This window comes from Pseudoalteromonas sp. S4741 (genome assembly GCF_005886135.1).
GTDB lineage: Bacteria > Pseudomonadota > Gammaproteobacteria > Enterobacterales > Alteromonadaceae > Pseudoalteromonas > Pseudoalteromonas tetraodonis.
In genome coordinates, this window is sequence record NZ_PNCN01000031.1 from 81,024 (window position 1) to 102,323 (window position 21,300).

17 protein-coding genes and 1 tRNA gene are annotated in these 21,300 nt (G+C 43.0%); 15 read left to right on the forward strand and 3 right to left on the reverse strand.

Translation table 11 applies throughout. The features are described 5' to 3' along the window. Nucleotides 1–32: 32 nt before the first annotated feature. From cysN to cysG, 3 genes are read right to left on the reverse strand one after another with little or no spacing between them, the layout of a single operon-like run. Complete coding sequence (gene cysN / locus CWC30_RS05635; protein WP_069440243.1) at nucleotides 33–1,457, reverse strand: sulfate adenylyltransferase subunit CysN; 1,425 nt, start codon at nucleotides 1,455–1,457, stop codon at nucleotides 33–35. Then, nucleotides 1,457–2,356, reverse strand: a complete 900-nt coding sequence (gene cysD / locus CWC30_RS05640; RefSeq protein ID WP_008108450.1) for a sulfate adenylyltransferase subunit CysD — start codon at nucleotides 2,354–2,356, stop codon at nucleotides 1,457–1,459. The genes cysN and cysD overlap by 1 nt, the downstream gene beginning before the upstream one ends. Before the next feature lie 43 nt (nucleotides 2,357–2,399). Next, complete coding sequence (gene cysG, locus CWC30_RS05645) at nucleotides 2,400–3,821, reverse strand: siroheme synthase CysG (RefSeq protein WP_138626638.1); 1,422 nt, start codon at nucleotides 3,819–3,821, stop codon at nucleotides 2,400–2,402. Nucleotides 3,822–4,083: 262 nt separating this feature from the next. Here cysG and deoC point away from each other — a divergent pair, with 262 nt between their 5' ends. The 15 genes from deoC to CWC30_RS05720 form a co-directional block, all read left to right on the forward strand. Next, nucleotides 4,084–4,836, forward strand: coding sequence for a deoxyribose-phosphate aldolase (gene deoC, locus CWC30_RS05650; protein ID WP_069440245.1), 753 nt, complete (start codon nucleotides 4,084–4,086; stop codon nucleotides 4,834–4,836). Beyond that, nucleotides 4,820–5,323 carry a hypothetical protein gene (locus tag CWC30_RS05655; protein WP_064663604.1) on the forward strand — a complete coding sequence of 168 codons (504 nt, stop codon included), beginning with the start codon at nucleotides 4,820–4,822 and terminating at the stop codon, nucleotides 5,321–5,323. Before deoC ends, CWC30_RS05655 begins: the two co-directional genes overlap by 17 nt. Nucleotides 5,324–5,488: 165 nt before the next feature. After that, nucleotides 5,489–5,565 (forward strand) — tRNA-Trp (locus tag CWC30_RS05660). A 129-nt stretch (nucleotides 5,566–5,694) separates the two neighbouring features. Continuing rightward, entirely contained in the window at nucleotides 5,695–6,072 is a 378-nt protein-coding gene (gene secE, locus CWC30_RS05665; RefSeq protein ID WP_036981008.1) for a preprotein translocase subunit SecE, read from the forward strand. 4 nt (nucleotides 6,073–6,076) lie between these two features. After that, entirely contained in the window at nucleotides 6,077–6,634 is a 558-nt protein-coding gene (nusG, locus tag CWC30_RS05670) for a transcription termination/antitermination protein NusG (protein WP_013463844.1), read from the forward strand. A 217-nt stretch (nucleotides 6,635–6,851) separates the two neighbouring features. Next, complete coding sequence (rplK, locus tag CWC30_RS05675) at nucleotides 6,852–7,280, forward strand: 50S ribosomal protein L11 (RefSeq protein WP_008108462.1); 429 nt, start codon at nucleotides 6,852–6,854, stop codon at nucleotides 7,278–7,280. Nucleotides 7,281–7,284: 4 nt separating this feature from the next. Then, nucleotides 7,285–7,989, forward strand: coding sequence for a 50S ribosomal protein L1 (rplA, locus tag CWC30_RS05680; RefSeq protein ID WP_036981010.1), 705 nt, complete (start codon nucleotides 7,285–7,287; stop codon nucleotides 7,987–7,989). A 320-nt stretch (nucleotides 7,990–8,309) separates the two neighbouring features. Beyond that, nucleotides 8,310–8,804 carry a 50S ribosomal protein L10 gene (gene rplJ / locus CWC30_RS05685; RefSeq protein WP_036981014.1) on the forward strand — a complete coding sequence of 165 codons (495 nt, stop codon included), beginning with the start codon at nucleotides 8,310–8,312 and terminating at the stop codon, nucleotides 8,802–8,804. 74 nt (nucleotides 8,805–8,878) lie between these two features. Next, a complete protein-coding gene (gene rplL / locus CWC30_RS05690; RefSeq protein WP_016710549.1) occupies nucleotides 8,879–9,241 on the forward strand; it encodes a 50S ribosomal protein L7/L12 in 363 nt (120 codons plus the stop codon). Nucleotides 9,242–9,510: 269 nt separating this feature from the next. Next, nucleotides 9,511–13,536: a DNA-directed RNA polymerase subunit beta gene (rpoB, locus tag CWC30_RS05695; protein ID WP_138626639.1), complete on the forward strand. Its 4,026-nt coding sequence runs from the start codon at nucleotides 9,511–9,513 to the stop codon at nucleotides 13,534–13,536. Between the two features lie 104 nt (nucleotides 13,537–13,640). Continuing rightward, a complete protein-coding gene (rpoC, locus tag CWC30_RS05700; protein ID WP_138626640.1) occupies nucleotides 13,641–17,813 on the forward strand; it encodes a DNA-directed RNA polymerase subunit beta' in 4,173 nt (1,390 codons plus the stop codon). A gap of 194 nt (nucleotides 17,814–18,007) precedes the next feature. Beyond that, complete coding sequence (gene rpsL / locus CWC30_RS05705) at nucleotides 18,008–18,382, forward strand: 30S ribosomal protein S12 (protein WP_002958885.1); 375 nt, start codon at nucleotides 18,008–18,010, stop codon at nucleotides 18,380–18,382. A 97-nt stretch (nucleotides 18,383–18,479) separates the two neighbouring features. Beyond that, nucleotides 18,480–18,950: a 30S ribosomal protein S7 gene (gene rpsG, locus CWC30_RS05710; RefSeq protein ID WP_010392135.1), complete on the forward strand. Its 471-nt coding sequence runs from the start codon at nucleotides 18,480–18,482 to the stop codon at nucleotides 18,948–18,950. 27 nt (nucleotides 18,951–18,977) lie between these two features. Beyond that, complete coding sequence (fusA, locus tag CWC30_RS05715) at nucleotides 18,978–21,092, forward strand: elongation factor G (RefSeq protein WP_138626641.1); 2,115 nt, start codon at nucleotides 18,978–18,980, stop codon at nucleotides 21,090–21,092. A 62-nt stretch (nucleotides 21,093–21,154) separates the two neighbouring features. Further along, the coding region (locus CWC30_RS05720; RefSeq protein WP_249929833.1) for a GTP-binding protein at nucleotides 21,155–21,300 on the forward strand (146 nt) is incomplete at its 3' end.

Consider the following 21,300-nt stretch of genomic DNA (forward strand, 5'->3'; position numbering starts at 1 on the left):
CTTTAAATGTTCCTAACAGGCGTTCATTAATGTTATAGCTTTGAAATATCAAGCGCTTGCCAATGTGGAAAGTGCTTGCGTACGAGGGCATTAAATTCAACTTCAAAGTCGCTAAATTTACCCGCATTTTCTTCACTTTGCAGTACTTGCTCTATCATTCCTGCTGCAACCGTTAAGTTTGATAAACGGTCAATAAGAATAAACGAACCGGTTTCATGATTGTGATGGTACTGATCCGCTAAAATAGTCTCGGTCAGCTCCAGTGTTACAATCGCAATTTCGTTTAACTGTAATGAATCTGCGCTGCCATGCTCTAGGGTGTTTACATCAATAGTGTGGTCAATTTTTGTGACCGTGGCCGAGGTGTTTTTACTGCCAAGTTTAAGGTTATAGCTTTTACCGAGTACCAATGGCGATTCGTGCATCCACACAATTTTAGCCTGTAATTGGTTGGTTACTTGAGCTTGCGAGTTTGCCGGTACAATCACATCCCCTCGGCTAATATCTATTTCAGTATTAAGTGTCACTGTGATTGCTTGGCCAGCTTGTGCAGTATCTAGGTTGCCATCAAAAGTAACAATTTCTTTAATATGTGATGTTTTACCTGAAGGCAGTGCCTTTACTTCATCACCTACACGTAATTTACCCGATGTAAGCGTGCCTTGAAAACCACGGAAGTTTAGATTAGGGCGTACCACGTATTGCACCGGAAGACGCGCTTCAAAACCGGTGTCGATTTCAGCGGCTGGTGAATCTTCTAACAGCTCAAGCAATGGTTTGTCGGTGTAATAAGGAGTATGTGCAGAGCGGGTTACTACGTTATCGCCTTTAAGTGCCGACATAGGTACAAACTTAATGTTTGATACGTTAAGTTGCTCGGCAAATTTTAAATAATCGGCTTTAATTTTTTCATAAACGGTTTCGTCAAAATCAACAATATCCATTTTGTTAACCGCAACCACAAACTGTTTAATGCCTAATGAGTCACAAATAAAGCTATGGCGCTTAGTTTGTACCTGCACGCCATAACGTGCATCCACTAAAATAATGGCAACATCACTGGTTGATGCACCCGTTACCATGTTACGGGTGTACTGCTCATGCCCAGGGGTGTCGGCAATAATAAACTTACGCTTAGCGGTTGAAAAGTAACGGTACGCTACGTCAATTGTTATGCCTTGCTCACGCTCAGCTTGTAGGCCATCTACTAACAGTGCTAAATCAAGATCTTCACCGGCGTTACCCACTTTTTCGTTATCTTTATGAAGCGCGGCTAGCTGATCTTCATAAATTTGGTGACTGTCGTGTAATAGGCGGCCAATGAGGGTTGATTTACCGTCATCCACACTGCCACAAGTCAGCATACGCAATAAGCTTTTATCTTGTTGACGTGCTAGGTAAGCGTCTATACCAATTTCTTTTACTTCATTAAATGTATCGTTATTTAGGTTAGACATTAGAAATACCCCTCACGTTTTTTCTTCTCCATAGAGCCTGCTGAATCATGATCAATCACTCGACCTTCACGTTCAGATGACGATGAAAGCAGCATTTCTTCAATAATTTCGGTTAGATTGCTGGCCGTTGATTCAACTGCGCCAGTGAGTGGATAACAGCCTAAGGTTCGAAAGCGAACCGACTTCATTTGCGGTACTTCACCTTCATTAAGTGGCATGCGATCGTCATCAACCATAATTAAAGTACCATCGCGCTCTACTACAGGGCGCTCTTTAGCAAGGTAAAGTGGCACCATTTCGATATTTTCTTGATATATGTATTGCCAAATATCTAGTTCAGTCCAGTTAGACAGCGGGAATACACGAATACTTTCACCTGGATTCACTTGGCTGTTATAGGTATTCCAAAGCTCAGGACGTTGGTTTTTAGGATCCCAGCGATGGTGTTTATCACGAAATGAATACACGCGCTCTTTAGCCCGTGATTTCTCTTCATCACGACGTGCGCCACCAAATGCGGCGTCAAAACCGTATTTATTGAGCGCTTGCTTTAGCCCTTGAGTTTTCATGATATCTGTATGTTTACCCGAACCATGCGTGAATGGGCCTACACCCATTTCGATGCCTTCAGGGTTTTTGTGTACGATTAAATCAAAGCCATACTCTTTGGCTAAACGGTCGCGAAACTCAATCATTTCACGAAACTTCCAGTTGGTGTCTACGTGTAATAACGGAAACGGAATTTTTGCAGGGTAAAATGCTTTACGAGCTAAGTGCAAAAGTACCGATGAGTCTTTACCGATTGAGTAAAGCATAACTGGGTTCTCAAACTCAGCGGCGACTTCGCGCATGATTTTGATACTTTCAGCTTCAAGTTGCTGAAGGTGAGTTAAAGCCATTGTTGGTCGTCCTACTAAAATGATTAAATTAAAATCTGTTAAATTACGCCACGTCTGTAAGCGGTTGAGCAAAGCTACTGATCTGCGCTTTTTCACCAAACCAGTGTAATTCTTGATGCAGCGAAGCTACTTCACCAATAATCAGTAACGCGGGTGAAATAATTTGATGCTGCTCAATAAGCTGCGCTAATTGGCCTAACTGTCCTGTGACAACACGTTGATTTTTGCGTGTACCGTTTTCAATTATGGCCACAGGTGTTGTTGCTGCTCGCCCATGTTTTAATAGCTCGGCTTGAATATGCGGCGATTTAATTACCCCCATATAAATAGCCAGTGTTTGGTTTTTTTGTGCAAGCGACTGCCAATTAAGCTCTTGGCCTTCTTTTTTACAGTGTCCGGTAACAAACTGAATAGCTTGGGCATGGTCGCGATGCGTTAAAGGAATACCTGCGTAGGCACTACATCCGGCGGCTGCCGTTATACCTGGCACTATTTGGTAATTTACGTTATTGGCTGCCAGTACTTGTACTTCTTCGCCACCACGGCCATAAATAAATGGGTCACCCCCTTTAATTCGGCACACTTTTTTACCTTGTTGTGCTAAATCAACCAACATCTTATTTGTATCTTCTTGAGCTACGCTGTGATCGCCTAAGCGCTTACCCACACAGATTAAATCGGCATCGCGACGCACTAATTCCATAATTTCATCGGATACCAAGTAATCATATACCACCACATCGGCTTGTTGCATTAGTTGCAGCGCTTTTAGGGTGAGTAGCTCCGGGTCGCCTGGGCCTGCACCGACTACGTATACTTCGCCTTCTGGTTCAACTTTGGCATCTAGCATTTGCTCTAGTTGTTGCTCAGCGCCATGGGTATCACCGGTTTGGACTTTGCTTACTACTGATGAATCAAACACGCCTTCCCAAAATTGGCGACGATCAGCAAAATGTTTAAAGCGTTGCTTTACTTTATGGCGAAAGCCACCGACCAAGTTAGCGAGTGGGCCGATATGCTGCGGGATTAGAGTTTCGAGCTTTTCACGTAAACGTCTTGCTAATACCGGTGCGGTACCTGCACTTGAAATCGCTATGGTAATTGGGTTGCGATCAACAATAGAGGGAAAAATAAAGGTACATTTAGGTTGATCATCCACCACGTTCACAAACACATTACGTGCATTGGCGAGTTCAAAAACCGTATTATTAACTTCATCATTGTCGGTGGCGGCAATAATCAAAATTTTGCCATCAAGATGTGACTCTTCAAAATAGGCATCTATTAAAGTAACTTCATTGTTGTGCGCATGTTCTTTTAATTCTTCGCAAAACCAAGGGGCAACTAGCGTTACATTGGCGCGTGCTTTTAAAAACGCACGGCATTTTCGCAAGGCAACCTCTCCACCGCCAACAACCAATACGGGTTTGTTGTCGAGTTTGGTAAAGATAGGTAAATATTGCACTGAATAACGCCCCTAAAAAATAATAAAGTGTTTAACTGAGAAGCAGAATATAGTGGCTATTGATAAGTAAAAAATAATTAAATCTTAGTTGTTATTCTTAAAAGTTATATCAATTGTGTTTTTTAGGTCTAAATCGTATTTAGTAAGGGGTAGAGTGACGTTTAGTATAAAAAACGCGCTTATAGTGTTTGGTTATGAACTATAGCAAGTTTAAGCTATGATGCTTATATAGTTTAAGGTCACACAATTTCATAGGCATAAAATGACATACAATACTCAAAACGCCACGCTAGCCGTTAGCTTAATGGACTTAACCAGTTTAAACACTGATGATAGTCAAGCCAGTATTAGCGCATTAGTAAACAGTATAAATCCTAAGCTAGGCACGCCTGCTGCGCTTTGTGTGTTTAGTGAATTTGTTGATGACGCTAAAATAGCACTTGCTAATCGCTTATTGAGCCATGTAAAGGTGGCCACCGTAACTAACTTTCCCTCTGGTGATGCGCCACTCAATGAAGTGCTTAATGAAACGCTAATAGCTTTAGAGCGGGGGGCCGATGAAATTGATCTAGTTATTCCTTATAAAGCACTTTTAAAAGGTGAAGTAGATACCGTGCTGGAATACGTGAGTGAGAGTAAAAAGGTATGTGGCAGCCGTGCTAAGCTCAAAGTGATCATTGAAACTGGCGAGCTAAAAACGGTAGCATTTATTACTCAAGCAACCGAACTTGCCATCCAAGGCGGGGCTGATTTTGTAAAAACCAGTACAGGAAAAGTCGCGGTGAATGCCACGCTTGAAGCAACTGAAATAATGCTTAAAACCATCAAAAAATCATCAAAGCGAGTAGGTTTTAAGGCTGCAGGTGGAATCAAAACAACAGTAGATGCAAATGCTTATTTGCACCTAGCAACCGAGATTATGGGGCATGATTATTTAGCACCAGATACATTTAGGTTTGGCGCCTCATCGCTGTTAAATGACGTTTATAAGGTGTTGAATGAAGCGCAGCAGTGATGCCGAAAAACAACAATTAGAGCACGATGCGGCCAAGTTGTTTTTGCGATGTTATGAACAACAAACGGGAATTCACATGCGCCATATTTGGCACAATGAACCGAATAGACCCGATGTAAGCTGTTATCAAGAAAATCAACAACTCGATATAGAGGTGGCGCATTTATATGCCAGTGAAACGGAAGCCATGGCCGTGTTAGGCCGGCCACTGTCGATACAAATGCAGCGTGATTTAGCCGACATGGCGCAACAACCAAGCGAACACCGGTTGCAATCAGCGTTGGAGCGCTTATTAAAACAAAAAGCGACTAAGCGTTATTATTCAAAGCGTACGTGGTTGTTAATTCGTAACGCTAGTACTATTTGGCATAAGAGCGACTTTGAAGCGGCAGTTAAAAAAGTATGTTTTCCAAATACCCATCAATTTGAACAAATATGGTTATTGTGTGATTTTTATCGCGGTGAGTTATTACGAGTGGATCATTAAAAAGTGATTTGACTAATACGTATTAAATGTTTCTAAACGGATGAAAGCCACAGGATTAATTTGATTATCAGGCCTATAAACTTATTAACAGTGAAGATTTTATCAGATGACTATCTTTACTCTTGTGTTAATGAATTGCGTAAGTATAATAGGCATCCACTTTGCAGGGGCGTAGTTCCAATTGGTAGAACAGCGGTCTCCAAAACCGACGGTTGGGAGTTCGAATCTCTCCGCCCCTGCCAATTTTTACAAGTGAATAAAGTCTAGAACTAAAAATTGGTTTGAATAAGCTTGTTTTTAAGTTTAGATTTTAATGGATTAACCCTGTCGACGTGCAGGGTTGTTGTGTCTGTAGTTAAGGTAATAATATTATGAGCACGAATATAGAAACACCATCAAGTGGGATGGAGTCAGTAAAGTGGTTAGTAGCAATTGCGCTACTTGCAGGCGCAGTCGTTGGTAATCATATGTTTGCAGATCAGTCTGTATTACTACGTGCTATTGGCGTTGTGGTTGCAATAGCGGCGGGTTTAGCTATTGCTTCGCAAACTTTTAAGGGACGTACCTTCCTTGCTTTTGCTAAAGAAGCGCGTATTGAAGTACGCAAAGTAATTTGGCCAACGCGTCAAGAAACAATGCACACGACATTAATCGTAATGGTTGCAACAGTGATTATGGCACTTATCCTTTGGGGATTAGATGGCATTTTATTCCGCGCTGTAGGCTTTTTAACTGGATTGGAGATCTGATCCCATGTCGGATGAGAATAACGAAAAGAAACTACGTTGGTACGTAGTACAAGCTTTCTCAGGTTATGAGAAGCGTGTTGCTCAAACATTATTAGAGCACATTAAAATCAAAGGCCTAGAAGATAGCTTTGGTGAAGTATTAGTTCCTACTGAAGAAGTAGTTGAGATGCGTGCTGGTCAAAAGCGTAAGTCTGAGCGTAAATTCTTCCCAGGTTACGTACTAGTACAAATGGATATGAACGATGCAAGCTGGCACTTAGTAAATAGCACTGAACGTGTTATGGGCTTTATTGGTGGCACATCAGACCGTCCTGCACCAATTAGTTCTAAAGAAGCTGATCGCATTCTTAATCGCTTACAAGAAAACGCTGAAGCGCCTAAACCAGCAACATTATTTGAACCAGGTGAAGTGGTTCGTGTTACTGATGGTCCATTTGCTGACTTTAGTGGTGTGGTTGAAGAAGTTGACTACGAAAAGAGCCGCGTAAAAGTATCGGTACTTATTTTTGGTCGTTCTACGCCAGTTGAACTTGAGTTTGGTCAAGTTGAACAAGATAAGTAATTGATTTAAAGCGTTGTGTTAAAAGTTTCTTAATTTTTGGCACGAAGCTTGAAAAAGGCCGCTGATTAACTTATAATCAGCGGCCTTTTTGTATTCAGGGAAAGCGTTTGTTTAACTGTTTACTAAAAAGTGAGAAACCAATTTTTAAACTGGGAAGCCGCTAGAGTACGCGTCCTCGCGCGCACAAGGCTAAGACCCACCTAATGAGGTATTTATAATGGCTAAGAAAGTTGAAGCTCTAATCAAGCTACAAGTTGCTGCTGGTATGGCTAACCCTAGTCCTCCAGTAGGTCCAGCACTAGGTCAACACGGTGTAAACATCATGGAATTCTGTAAAGCGTTCAACGCACGTACAGAATCTATCGAAAAAGGCGCTCCAGTTCCTGTAGTGATCTCTGTTTACGGCGACCGTTCATTTACGTTCGACATGAAAACGCCACCGGCTGCTTACTTACTTAAGAAAGCTGCAGGTATCAAATCTGGTTCAGGCCGTCCTAACACTGAAAAAGTAGGCACAGTAACTCGTGCTCAACTTGAAGAAATCGTTGAGACAAAGAAACCAGACCTTACAGCTTCTGATTTAGAAGCTGCGGTTCGCACTATCGCAGGTTCTGCGCGTGCGATGGGCTTGAACGTAGAGGACTAAGATAATGGCTAAATTAACTAAACGTATGCGTACTATCCGCGAAAAAGTGGAAGTAACTAAAGATTACGAAATTAACGAAGCAGTTGCTCTTTTAAAAGAATTAGCGACAGCTAAATTCGTAGAAAGTGTTGACGTTGCTGTTAACCTTGGTATCGATGCTCGTAAATCTGATCAAAACGTTCGTGGTGCGACTGTACTACCTAACGGTACTGGTCGTGACGTTCGTGTTGCTGTATTCACTCAAGGCGCTAATGCAGAAGCTGCAAAAGAAGCCGGTGCTGAATTTGTAGGCATGGAAGATCTTGCTGATCTAGTTAAGAAAGGCGAGATGAATTTTGACGTTGTTGTTGCATCACCAGACGCTATGCGTGTTGTTGGTCAACTAGGTCAAATCTTAGGCCCACGTGGTCTAATGCCAAACCCTAAAACTGGTACTGTAACACCTAACGTTGCAGAAGCAGTTAAAAATGCGAAAGCAGGTCAAGTGCGTTACCGCAATGACAAAAATGGTATCATCCATACTACGATTGGTAAGGTTGATTTCACTGCTGAGCAGTTACAACAAAACCTTGAAGCTCTAATTGTTGCGCTTAAGAAGGCTAAACCTTCTCAAGCTAAAGGTGTTTACTTGAAGAAAGTAACTATCTCTACAACAATGGGCGCAGGTGTTTCTGTTGACCAAAGCACTTTAAGCACAGTTGTTGCTTAATTGAGTGTTTACATGGCGTGAAATTTGTACTATAATTTTGCGCCATTTTGCTGATTAATTTAGTTAATCACAAAGTAAAGAATTCGGGTTGAAGTCCATAATTTCGAAGCGCCTTAGGGCAACGCGATAAATTGGGCTTCCGTCCAAGACCGTAGGCGGCTTCGGCCTTAATATTACCTACGTAGACGGTGTGAATCCCCAGATAGATTTTTCCTAATCTTCTGGCTCTCGCCGTAAAAAGCATCTCCACCTTTATTGGTGGGGAAGAGTAAAACAGGGAAGCCGATGTACGGTAACCCATTAAACCAGGAGTAACACCCATGGCTTTAAATCTTCAAGGCAAAAAAGCAATTGTTGCTGAAGTCAACGAAGCAGCCACTGGTGCTCTATCTGCAGTAGTTGCAGATTCTCGTGGTGTAACAGTTGGTGCAATCACTGCCCTTCGTAAAGAAGCTCGTGCAAATGGTGTTTGGATGAAAGTTGTCCGTAACACTCTAGCTAAACGTGCTCTTGAAGGAACGGACTTTGAATGCCTATCTGATTCATTTGTTGGTCCAAGCTTAATTGCTTTCTCATCAGAGCACCCAGGTGCTGCTGCGCGTATCTTCTCAGATTTCGCGAAAAAGAATGAGAAATTTGAGCTTAAAACGGCCGCTTTTGAAGGTAATGTAGTAGACGCAGCTATGCTTGCAACTCTACCTACATACGACGAAGCTGTTGCACGCTTAATGAGCGCTATGAAAGAAGCGTCTGCTGGTAAATTGTGTAAAACAATTGAAGCAGTACGTGTACAGAAAGAAGAGCAAGCTGCTTAATTTTAAGCTGCTTAATCCCTTTCGGTGTAAATTTATTTGGACCTTAGAGTCCGTTAATTATTAGGAAATTTGTAATGTCTGTAACTAAAGACCAAATCCTTGACGCAATTGCTGAAATGTCAGTAATGGACGTTGTTGCTCTAGTTGAAGCAATGGAAGAAAAATTCGGCGTAACTGCTGCAGCTGCTATGGTAGCAGGTCCTGCTGCTGAAGCTGCTGAAGAGAAAACAGAATTTGACGTAATCCTTACTGGCGCTGGCGCTAATAAAGTTGCGGCAATCAAAGCTGTTCGTGGCGCAACTGGTCTTGGCTTAAAAGAAGCTAAAGCACTTGTTGAAGCTGCTCCAACTCCAGTTAAAGAAGGTGTTTCTAAGGAAGAAGCTGAAGCTCTTGCTAAAGAACTTACTGAAGCTGGTGCTGAAGTTGAGGTTAAGTAATCTAGCTTTTGCTAGGTTCGCTGCCTGAGAAATCAGGCAAGGGCTGGTGATTATTTAATCACCGGCCTTTTTGCGCTATAGAGCGACTATTCTTATAGCGCAAATAAAATCTGATTTATTCTTTAATTTCAACGCTTTATAGTTTGCTAGTGTTGAGATGGGATTAAGTTGGAACAACAGTTAAATGTTGTACATCTTGGCATAGATGCCAGTTAAGTCTGTTCTTACAAGAACAGGTCGGGTCAAAGATCAGCAAGCTGAGGAACCCCATGGCTTACTCTTATTCTGAAAAGAAACGTATCCGTAAGGATTTTGGTAAACGTCCACAAGTTTTGGATATACCTTTCTTACTGTCGACGCAGTTAGAATCGTTTAAAAAATTCTTAGTCCCGGACGCTGATGGCGATCATGGTTTGGAAGCTGCCTTCCGTTCTGTGTTCCCAATTAAAAGCTACTCGGGAAATTCTGAGCTTCAATACGTAAGTTATCGTATTGGTGAGCCAGTATTCGATGTAAAAGAATGTCAAATTCGCGGTGTGACTTATTCTGCTCCACTTCGCGTGAAACTGCGTCTTGTAGTAATGGACAAAGAAGCTCCAGGCACAGTTAAAGACATTAAAGAGCAAGAAGTTTACATGGGCGAAATTCCGCTCATGACCGATACCGGTACTTTTGTAATCAATGGTACAGAGCGTGTTATCGTTTCTCAGCTACACCGTAGCCCTGGTGTATTCTTTGATAACGACCGCGGTAAAACTCACTCGTCAGGTAAAGTGCTTTATAACGCACGCGTAATTCCTTACCGTGGTTCATGGTTAGACTTCGAATTTGATGCAAAAGATAACTTATATGTACGTATTGACCGTCGTCGTAAATTACCGGCGTCTATCATCTTACGTGCACTTGAGTACACGAGTGAAGAAATCCTAGATATCTTCTTCGATACTACTGCGTTTGAAATTGCTGACGGTAAAGTTCTTATGGAACTTGTGCCTTCACGTTTACGTGGTGAAACTGCCGCTTTTGATATCAAGAGCGAAGACGGTGAAGTCCTTGTTGAAAGCGGTCGTCGTGTTACGGCTCGCCACATCAAGAGCATCGAGAAAAAAGGCATTAATCAATTAGAAGTACCACATGAGTACATCATTGGCCGTGTATTAGCGAAGAACTATGTTGATGAGTCAACAGGTGAAATCATCGCGACTGCAAATGACGAGCTAACGCTTGAAATGATGGCTGAATTGGTTAAAGCAGGTCACACTACTATTGATACATTATATATCAATGAAGTGGACAGCGGCGCTTACATGTCAAATACATTAAACATTGACTCGTCAAGCAACCGTTTAGAAGCACTAGTAGAAATTTATCGCATGATGCGCCCAGGCGAGCCACCGACGAAAGACGCGGCTGAAGCCTTATTTGAGAACTTATTCTTCTCAGAAGAACGCTATGACTTATCAACAGTAGGTCGTATGAAGTTCAATAGCCGTGTTGGTTACGATTCAGACACAGGCCCTGGCACATTAAGCAAAGAAGACATCGTAGCGGTTATGAAAGTATTGATTGCTATTCGTAACGGTGTTGGCGATGTTGATGATATAGACCACTTAGGCAACCGTCGTATACGTAGTGTTGGCGAAATGGCTGAGAACCAATTCCGTGTAGGTTTAGTACGTGTAGAACGTGCTGTACGTGAGCGCTTAAGCTTAGGTGACCTAGACGCTGTAATGCCACAAGATCTTATTAACGCTAAGCCTATTTCGGCAGCAGTTAAAGAGTTCTTCGGCTCGTCTCAGTTATCACAGTTTATGGACCAAAATAACCCGCTATCAGAAGTAACGCACAAGCGTCGTATTTCTGCATTAGGTCCGGGCGGTCTAACTCGTGAGCGTGCTGGCTTTGAAGTACGTGACGTTCACGTAACTCACTACGGTCGTGTATGTCCAATCGAGACTCCTGAGGGTCCAAACATCGGTCTAATTAACTCATTGTCTACGTATGCACGTACCAATGACTACGGTTTCTTAGAAACACCTTACCGCAAAGTGGTAGACGGTGTAGTAACTGATGAAGTTGATTACCTATCAGCCATTGAAGAAGGTCAGTTTGTTATCGCACAGGCGAACTCAAACTTAACTGAAACCAATGAGTTTGTAGATGAACTTATTCCATGTCGTCACAAAGGTGAATCAACCTTTATGGGTCGTATGGACCAGCAATATATGGATGTATCACCACAACAGGTGATCTCTGTAGCGGCAGCACTTATCCCGTTCCTAGAACACGATGATGCTAACCGTGCATTGATGGGTTCAAACATGCAACGTCAAGCAGTACCAACATTGAAAGCGGACAAACCGTTAGTAGGTACAGGTATTGAGTTAACACTAGCAAAAGATTCTGGTGTAACGATTGTTGCTAAACGTGGTGGTGAAGTAATGTATGCCGACGCAAGTCGCATCGTTGTTAATGTACATGAAGAAGAGCGCATCCCTGGTGAAGCGGGCATCGACATCTACAACTTAACCAAGTACACACGTTCTAACCAAAATACATGTATTAACCAAAAGCCGACTTGTATGGTTGGTGAACCGGTTACTCGTGGCGATGTGTTAGCAGATGGTCCTTCGACTGACTTAGGTGACTTAGCCCTTGGTCAAAACCTTCGCGTGGCATTCATGCCATGGAACGGTTACAACTTCGAGGATTCAATCTTACTATCAGAGCGCGTAGTTGAAGAAGATCGTCTAACGACTATCCACATTCAAGAACTACAGTGTATCGCCCGTGATACTAAATTAGGCTCAGAAGAGATCACAGCAGATATCCCGAACGTGGGTGAATCTGCACTAGGCAAGCTTGATGAATCAGGCGTTGTATATATTGGTGCTGAAGTTAAAGGCGGCGATATCCTAGTAGGTAAAGTGACTCCGAAAGGCGAAACGCAATTAACACCAGAAGAGAAGCTACTACGTGCTATCTTCGGTGAAAAAGCGTCTGACGTTAAAGACAGCTCTTTACGTGTACCTAACTCTGTAACTGGTACTGTAATCGACGTACAAGTTTTCACCCGTGATGGTGTTGAAAAAGATAAGCGTGCGTTAGAAGTTGAAGACATGCAGCTTCGCGAAGCGAAGAAAGACTTCAACGAAGAGTTCCGTATTCTAGAAGCTGGTGTTTTAGAGCGTGCTCGCAAGTTACTTGTGGCAGCTGGCTTCGATGAAGACAACTTAACGTCACTGAATGCTGAAAAGTTACTAACTCAAAGCCTTGCTGAAGAAGACAAGCAAGCTGAACTTGAGCAACTAGCTGCACAGTACGATGAGCTTAAAGCTGAATACGATAAGAAGTTTGAAAACAAACGTCGTAAAATTACCCAAGGTGACGACTTAGCACCAGGTGTACTTAAAATTGTTAAAGTATACTTAGCTGTTAAACGTCGTATCCAACCGGGTGATAAAATGGCGGGTCGTCACGGTAACAAAGGTGTTATCTCGACTATCGTACCAGTAGAAGATATGCCATACGATGACAAAGGTCGTACCGTTGATATCGTACTAAATCCACTAGGTGTACCATCGCGAATGAACATCGGTCAGATCCTTGAAACACATATGGGTCTAGCTGCACGCGGTATTGGTGAGCGCTTAGAAGAAATGATGAAAGAGCAACGCGAGCTTCATGAGCTACGTGAATTCATCAAACAAGCTTATGAGATCGGTGAATCTCGTCAGGTTGTGGATATCGCTAGTTTCTCTGATGACGAAATTCGTCGTTTAGCTGAAAACTTGAAAGGTGGTTTACCGATTGCTACTCCTGCATTTGATGGCGCGAAAGAAGACGAAATCAAAGACATGCTAGAGCTAGGCGGCTACCCTAGAAGTGGTCAGGTTACACTTTATGATGGCCGTACTGGCGATCAGTTTGAACGCCAAGTAACTGTAGGTTACATGTACATGCTTAAACTTAACCATTTGGTTGATGATAAGATGCACGCGCGTTCTACTGGTTCTTACAGCCTTGTTACTCAGCAGCCGCTGGGTGGTAAAGCACAGTTCGGTGGCCAGCGTTTTGGTGAGATGGAAGTATGGGCACTTGAAGCTTACGGTGCTGCTTACACGCTACAAGAAATGCTAACAGTGAAATCGGATGACGTGAACGGTCGTACTAAGATGTATAAAAACATCGTTGATGGTAACCATAAAATGGAACCAGGTATGCCAGAATCGTTCAACGTATTGTTGAAAGAAATCCGCTCACTGGGTATCAACATCGAGTTGGAAGAAAATTAAGCCAATTAGTTGCTGCAGTGAACGCTGCAGCATCTGTTATGGCTGAATAGAATGTAGGGACGAGAAAATCCGTCCTCAAGATTAACTCCGACAGGAGAGCTAAGGTGAAAGACTTACTTAAGTTTCTGAAGCAACAAAATAAGACCGAAGAATTCGATGCAATTCGCATTGGTCTTGCTTCACCAGACATGGTTCGTTCATGGTCATACGGTGAAGTAAAGAAACCTGAGACTATTAACTACCGTACTTTCAAGCCTGAGCGCGATGGCTTATTCTGTGCCCGTATTTTCGGCCCAGTGAAAGATTATGAGTGTTTATGTGGTAAATATAAACGCCTTAAACACCGTGGTGTGATCTGTGAGAAGTGTGGCGTTGAAGTAACACTCACTAAAGTGCGTCGTGACCGTATGGGTCATATAGAACTGGCAAGTCCAGTTGCGCATATATGGTTTTTAAAATCATTACCGTCACGTATCGGCTTAATGCTTGATATGACGCTTCGTGATATTGAACGTGTTCTTTACTTCGAATCATTCGTAGTAACTGAGCCTGGTATGACAACGCTTGAGCGTGGTCAGCTATTAGGTGAAGAAGAATACCTAGATGCACTTGAAGAGCATGGTGATGAGTTTGAAGCGAAGATGGGTGCTGAAGCAGTATTAGACTTGCTTCGTGAACTCGATCTTGCTCAATTAATTGCAGAGATGCGTGAAGAGTTACCAACAATTAACTCTGAAACTAAGCGTAAAAAGATCACTAAACGTCTTAAGTTAATGGAATCGTTCCACCAATCAGGTAATAACCCTGAGTGGATGATCATGACAGTACTTCCAGTATTGCCACCTGACTTACGTCCATTAGTACCACTAGACGGTGGCCGCTTTGCGACATCTGATCTAAATGACCTTTACCGTCGTGTTATTAACCGTAATAACCGTCTTAAGCGTCTACTAGATTTAGCTGCACCAGATATTATCGTACGCAACGAAAAACGTATGTTACAAGAAGCGGTTGATGCGCTACTTGATAACGGTCGTCGTGGTCGTGCAATTACAGGTTCTAACAAACGTCCACTTAAATCGCTTGCTGATATGATCAAAGGTAAGCAAGGTCGTTTCCGTCAGAACTTACTTGGTAAGCGTGTAGATTACTCTGGCCGTTCTGTAATCACGGTTGGTCCTACACTTAAGCTTCATCAGTGTGGTCTTCCTAAGAAGATGGCATTAGAGCTTTTCAAACCATTCATCTATGGCAAATTAGAACGTCGCGGCATGGCTACGACAATCAAAGCAGCTAAAAAGATGGTTGAGCGTGAAGTAGCGGAAGTATGGGATGTACTAGATGAAGTAATTCGTGAACATCCAGTATTACTTAACCGCGCACCAACACTTCACCGTTTGGGTATCCAAGCGTTTGAACCTGTGCTTATCGAAGGTAAAGCGATTCATTTGCATCCATTAGTATGTGCGGCTTACAACGCCGACTTCGATGGTGACCAAATGGCGGTACACGTACCGCTAACAATTGAAGCTCAGCTTGAAGCTCGTGCGTTAATGATGTCTACAAACAACATCTTATCGCCTGCTAATGGTGAGCCAATCATCGTTCCTTCACAGGACGTTGTATTAGGTCTTTATTACATGACGCGTGACCGCATTAACGCCAAAGGCGAAGGCACCGTATTTAAAGATCCAAAAGAAGCAGAAAAAGCATACCGTAGTGGTAATGCCGACCTTCACGCAAAAGTGAAAGTACGTATTAGCCAATCAGTAGCTAATGAAGATGGTGTTGTAGAAGATACAATTACTATCATTGATACTACAGTGGGTCGTGCAATTCTGTCTCTTATTTTACCTAAAGGTATGCCGTTTGAGTCAATCAACCAAGCCCTAGGTAAAAAGCAAATTTCTAGCTTATTAAATGAGTGTTACCGTCGTCTTGGTTTAAAAGACACTGTTGTGTTTGCTGACCAAGTTATGTACACCGGTTTCCACTACGCAATGAAGTCAGGTGTTTCAATTGGTATCGATGACTTAGTTATCCCACCAGTGAAAGCATCAATCATTGAATCAGCTGAAGCTGAAGTAACTGAAATCAACCAACAGTTCCAATCGGGTCTTGTTACGGCTGGTGAAAAGTACAACAAAGTTATCGATATCTGGTCACGTGTAAATGAAAACTTATCACGTGAAATGATGGCTAACTTGTCAAAAGACACCGTAGTGAATGCGCAAGGTGAAGAAGAAGAGCAACCGTCATTTAACTCAGTGTTTATGATGGCCGACTCAGGTGCTCGTGGTAGTGCCGCTCAGATCCGTCAGCTAGCAGGTATGCGTGGTCTAATGGCACGTCCAGATGGTTCAATCATCGAGACGCCAATCACGGCTAACTTCCGTGAAGGTCTAAACGTACTTCAGTACTTCATCTCAACGCACGGTGCGCGTAAAGGTCTTGCCGATACAGCACTGAAAACAGCGAACTCGGGTTACCTAACGCGTCGTCTAGTAGACGTTGCACAAGATTTGGTAATCAATGAAGACGATTGTGGCACAGAAGATGGCTTAACAATGAAACCGCTTATTGAAGGTGGTGACGTTGTAGAAGCACTTCGCGAACGTGTACTAGGTCGTGTTGTTGCTGAGCCTGTTGTTATCCCTGGTACTAATACAGTACTTGTAGAACGTAACATCATGCTTGACGAAAAACTGTGTGACCTTTTAGAAGAGCACTCAGTTGATGAAGTTCGTGTACGTTCAGTTATCACCTGTGATAACGACTTTGGTGTTTGTGCTAAGTGTTATGGTCGTGACCTAGCACGTGGTCATATCATCAATGCGGGTGAATCAGTAGGTGTTATCGCGGCACAATCAATCGGTGAGCCGGGTACACAGCTTACGATGCGTACATTCCACATCGGTGGTGCGGCATCAAGAGCGTCTGCTGAAAATAATGTACAAGTTAAAACTAACGGTACATTAAAACTTCACAACGCTAAGTATGTATTAAATACAGACGGTAAGATTGTTATTACCTCTCGTTCTACAGAAATCACTATCATTGATAGCTATGGTCGTGAGAAAGAGCGTTATAAAGTACCTTACGGTGCGGTATTAACAGTGCAAGACAATGCAGAAGTTCAAGGTAACGACATTGTTGCTACTTGGGACCCGCATAGTCACCCAATCGTTCTTGAGCATAAATCAAAAGTATCGTTCAGCGATATCGATGATTCAAATACTGAAGCACAGACTGACGAACTAACGGGTTTAACTCGTGTAGTTGTTAAAGATCTTGCTAAAGCGAATGCGAAAGAGCCGAAACTTATCATTGAAAGTGATGAGCGTGGCTTGCAAGAAACACGTCTTCCTTCATTCACTACGATTGAAGTAACAGACGGCGCGACTGCAAACCCAGGTGACGTATTAGCACGTATTCCGCAAGAAGGTTCGAAAACTCGTGATATCACGGGTGGTCTACCACGCGTAGCCGACTTATTTGAAGCGCGTAAGCCGAAAGATCCAGCTATCTTAGCTGAAATCACCGGTACGATTAGCTTCGGTAAAGAGACTAAAGGTAAGAAACGTTTAGTTATTACTCCAGCTGAAGGCGATCATTACGAAGAAATGATTCCTAAGTGGCGTCAACTTAACGTGTTTGAAGGTGAGCAAGTGTCTAAAGGTGAAGTTATCGCCGATGGTCCAGAATCACCGCATGACATCTTACGCCTACGTGGTGTGACTCATGTTGCTAACTACATTGTTAACGAAGTGCAAGAGGTTTACCGTTTGCAGGGCGTTAAGATCAATGATAAGCACATTGAAACTATTATTCGTCAAATGCTACGTAAATGTATCATTCTAGACGGTGGTGATACTGAGTTCTTAGCCGGTGAGCAAATTGAAGTGGCACGCGTTAATATCGCAAACCGCGACCTTGAAGCTCAAGGTAAGATCCCAGCTAAGTTTGAAATCCAGTTAATGGGTATCACTAAAGCATCACTAGCGACAGAATCTTTCATCTCAGCAGCCTCGTTCCAGGAGACAACTCGTGTCCTAACAGAAGCCGCTGTAAATGGTAAGAGCGATGAGTTACGCGGTCTGAAAGAAAACGTAATTGTGGGTCGATTGATCCCAGCCGGTACCGGTTTTGCGTATCATCAAGATCGTATGGCTCGTCGTAAGCAAAAAGACGTTGTTGAAGAGCAAACGGTAAGTGCAGAAGAGGCGACTCAAGCACTGACTGATGCCTTAAACGCGGATTTATCTGGAAATCAATAAACCGAATCTAATCAATAGATTAGAGTTTAGCAAGGTAGTTATCTACTGCCTTGCGAGCGGTTTAGGTTGACAGGTCAATCTTTGCTCATTAAAATTCCGCCACCCATTTACTTGCACGTTTAATACATGCTGGTAAAACAAGGGCGGATTTTTTATTTTTTTCAGTAGTAATTTTAATTTCAGGAGCTATTTAAATGGCAACTATTAACCAGCTAGTGCGTAAGCCACGTCGTAGCAAGGTTACTAAAAGTAACTCAGCTGCGCTTAAAGCGTGTCCGCAAAAGCGTGGTGTATGTACTCGCGTATATACAACTACACCTAAGAAACCAAACTCGGCGTTACGTAAAGTAGCTCGTGTACGTTTAACTAACGGTTTCGAAGTAACTTCATACATCGGTGGTGAAGGTCATAACCTTCAAGAGCACAGTGTAATCCTAATCCGTGGTGGTCGTGTTAAAGATTTACCAGGTGTGCGTTTCCACACTGTACGTGGTGCACTTGACTGTGCAGGCGTAAGCGACCGTCGTCAAGCTCGTTCTAAATACGGTGCAAAACGCCCTAAAGGCTAATTGTATTCCGTTAGTAAGGCCAAGCACTAAATATTATTAATTATTGTTTTGGGTTATTGTTCCAAAAGGACAAACCTGAATAAACCGGAGATACAAAATGCCTAGAAGACGCGTAATAGGTCAACGTAAAATTCTTCCAGATCCTAAGTTCGGATCGGAACTTCTTGCTAAGTTCGTTAACATCGTAATGTTAGACGGCAAGAAATCTACTGCTGAAAAAATCGTTTATGGTGCGCTAGACGTGGCTGCTGAGAAATCAGGCAAGTCGCACCTAGAAATCTTTGAAACTGCACTTGATAATATCCGTCCACAGGTAGAGGTTAAATCTCGCCGTGTTGGTGGTTCAACTTATCAAGTACCAGTTGAAGTACGTCCAGTACGTCGCAACGCATTAGGTATGCGTTGGTTAGTAGACGCTGCACGTAAGCGTGGTGAAAAATCTATGGGCTTACGTTTAGCTCAAGAAATCGTTGACGCTGCTGACAACAAAGGCACTGCGGTTAAGAAACGTGAAGACGTTCACCGTATGGCTGAAGCGAATAAAGCATTCGCTCATTACCGTTGGTAATCTGTCCTTAACCTTTAAGAGGATTTTATGGCACGTACAACTCCACTTGAGCGTTACCGCAATATCGGTATTTGTGCTCACGTAGATGCAGGCAAAACCACCACAACAGAACGTGTTCTGTTCTACACAGGTCTTTCTCATAAGATCGGTGAAGTACATGATGGCGCCGCAACTATGGATTGGATGGAGCAGGAACAAGAGCGTGGTATCACAATCACTTCTGCTGCAACAACGTGTTTCTGGAAAGGGATGGACGCGCAATTTGACAACCATCGCATCAATATCATTGATACCCCAGGACACGTAGATTTCACTATCGAAGTAGAGCGTTCTTTACGTGTACTAGATGGTGCGGTAGTTGTTCTTTGTGCTTCATCGGGTGTACAGCCGCAAACTGAGACAGTTTGGCGTCAAGCGAACAAATACGAAGTTCCGAGAATGATCTTCGTAAATAAAATGGATCGCACAGGCGCTGACTTCTTAACGGTTGTCGGCCAGGTGAAATCTCGTCTTGGAGCAACGCCTGTTCCAGTCCAGTTGCCAATTGGCGCTGAAGACGACTTTAAAGGTGTTATTGACCTTATTAAAATGAAAGCTATTAACTGGAATGATGAAGACCAGGGTATGACTTTCTCTTATGAGGCAATACCGGCAGAACTTCAGGATTTAGCTGAAGAATGGCGCTCTCATTTAGTTGAAAGCGCTGCTGAAGCCTCTGAAGAATTAATGGATAAATACTTAGAAGGTGAAGAGTTAAGCGAAGCAGAAATTAAAAATGCTTTGCGTCAACGCACATTAGCGAACGAAATTGTTCCCATGACCTGTGGTAGTGCATTTAAAAACAAAGGCGTTCAAGCTGTGCTTGATTGCGTTGTTGAATATATGCCATCACCAACACAAGTGAAACAAATCCAAGGTATCCTCGAAGATGGTACCGAGGAAGAGCGTCCTGCTGATGATAAAGCGCCGTTTGCTGCACTTGCTTTTAAGATTGCAACAGACCCGTTTGTTGGCACCTTGACCTTTTTCCGTGTTTACTCTGGTACTGTTAAACAGGGTGACGCGGTATATAACCCAGTTAAAAGTAAGCGTGAGCGTCTTGGTCGTATCGTTCAGATGCATTCAAACTCACGTGAAGAGATCAAAGAAGTCTACGCAGGCGACATCGCGGCGGCTATTGGTCTCAAAGACGTAACAACAGGCGAGACACTGTGTGATCCGAATTCTATTATTACGCTAGAGCGTATGGAGTTCCCAGAACCAGTTATCTCTGTTGCGGTTGAGCCTCGCACAATCGCTGACCAGGATAAAATGGGTATCGCGCTAGGTAAACTAGCGGCAGAAGATCCATCTTTCCGCGTACAAACTGACGAAGAATCAGGCCAGACGATTATCTCTGGCATGGGTGAACTTCACCTTGATATCATTGTCGACCGTATGAAACGTGAATTCAGTGTTGAATGTAACGTTGGTAAGCCGCAGGTTGCATACCGAGAAGCTATTCGTTCAACTGTTGAAGTTGAAGGGAAGTTTATACGTCAATCAGGTGGTCGTGGTCAATATGGTCACGTCTGGCTTAAACTTGAACCGATGGATATTTCGGATGATGAAGCCCCAATTTACGAGTTCGTTAACGAAACCGTAGGTGGGTCAGTTCCGAAAGAATACATCCCTGCGGTAGACAAAGGTATCCAAGAGCAAATGGCTCAAGGTGTACTGGCAGGCTACCCATTACTTGGCGTGAAAGCGACTTTATATGATGGTTCATTCCATGATGTAGATTCGAATGAAATGGCATTTAAAATAGCAGGTTCACTCGCTATGAAGCAAGGTGCGCTAGATGCAAACCCTGCTTTATTAGAGCCAGTAATGAAGGTTGAAGTACTCACTCCTGAAGCAAACATGGGTGATGTAGTTGGCGACCTAAACCGTCGTCGCGGCATGATCGAAGGCATGGAAGATGCACTTGGTGGACTTAAGCAAATTAATGCTCAGGTTCCGTTATCTGAAATGTTTGGTTATGCGACTGCTTTACGATCTGCAACACAGGGCCGTGCCTCATACTCTATGGAGTTTTTGAAGTACGCTGAAGCCTCTAAGCAGGTTGCAGATACAATAATTTCAGCTCGCGCTGTTATATGATTTTAGCTTGTCTGGCTCAATACTGAGTCAGGCTTTAATTTCTTTATTAGGAATTTTTTAAGATGGCAAAAGAAAAGTTTGAACGCGTAAAACCGCACGTAAACGTTGGTACAATCGGCCACGTTGACCACGGTAAAACTACACTAACTGCAGCAATCACTAACGTACTTGCAAAAGTATACGCCTGGGATGCGAACGATTTCGCATC